Origin of the sequence: Deinococcus pimensis DSM 21231 (assembly GCF_000519345.1) — a bacterium.
GTDB classification, from domain to species: Bacteria; Deinococcota; Deinococci; order Deinococcales; family Deinococcaceae; genus Deinococcus_A; species Deinococcus_A pimensis.
In genome coordinates this window covers 414,660-415,013 of the sequence record NZ_KI912671.1, presented here as the reverse complement: position 1 = coordinate 415,013, position 354 = coordinate 414,660, and the positions used below count along the sequence as shown (strand labels likewise).

The window sequence follows — 354 nt, the reverse complement described above, 5'->3', positions numbered from 1 at the left end:
CGCGGGCATCGCGCGTGAGCCGCCAGGCGGGTACGCACGAGAGGGTGTAGAGGAAGCCGAGGCCGTGGTGGTCGGTGTCGACGCGTCGGCGCGCGCGGTCCTCGAAGCTGTCGACGTGCGCGAGTGCGGCTGTGCGGAACGCTTCCTGCCCGGTGAGTTCGTACGCGAGCCACAGCTGCCCCGTCCAGAAGCCGGTCGTCCAGCCGACGTTGCCGCCCTCGGCCTCGCCGAACGCGGGAGGGCGCGGCGGGTAGACGTCCGCGTGGGTGGTGTCGTCGGGAAAGCGCGTGCCGAGGACGCGGACGTTGACGCGCACGCCGGTCACGGCGCGGCTCACGGCGTCACGCAGCCAGA

The 354-nt window shown here is 73.2% G+C and carries 1 protein-coding gene; it reads right to left on the bottom strand.

Annotation, left to right across the window (positions count from 1 at the left end):
* Positions 1-354 (bottom strand): glycoside hydrolase family 88 protein (locus DEIPI_RS33545; RefSeq protein ID WP_045234849.1); only part of this gene is annotated, 354 nt, incomplete at both ends.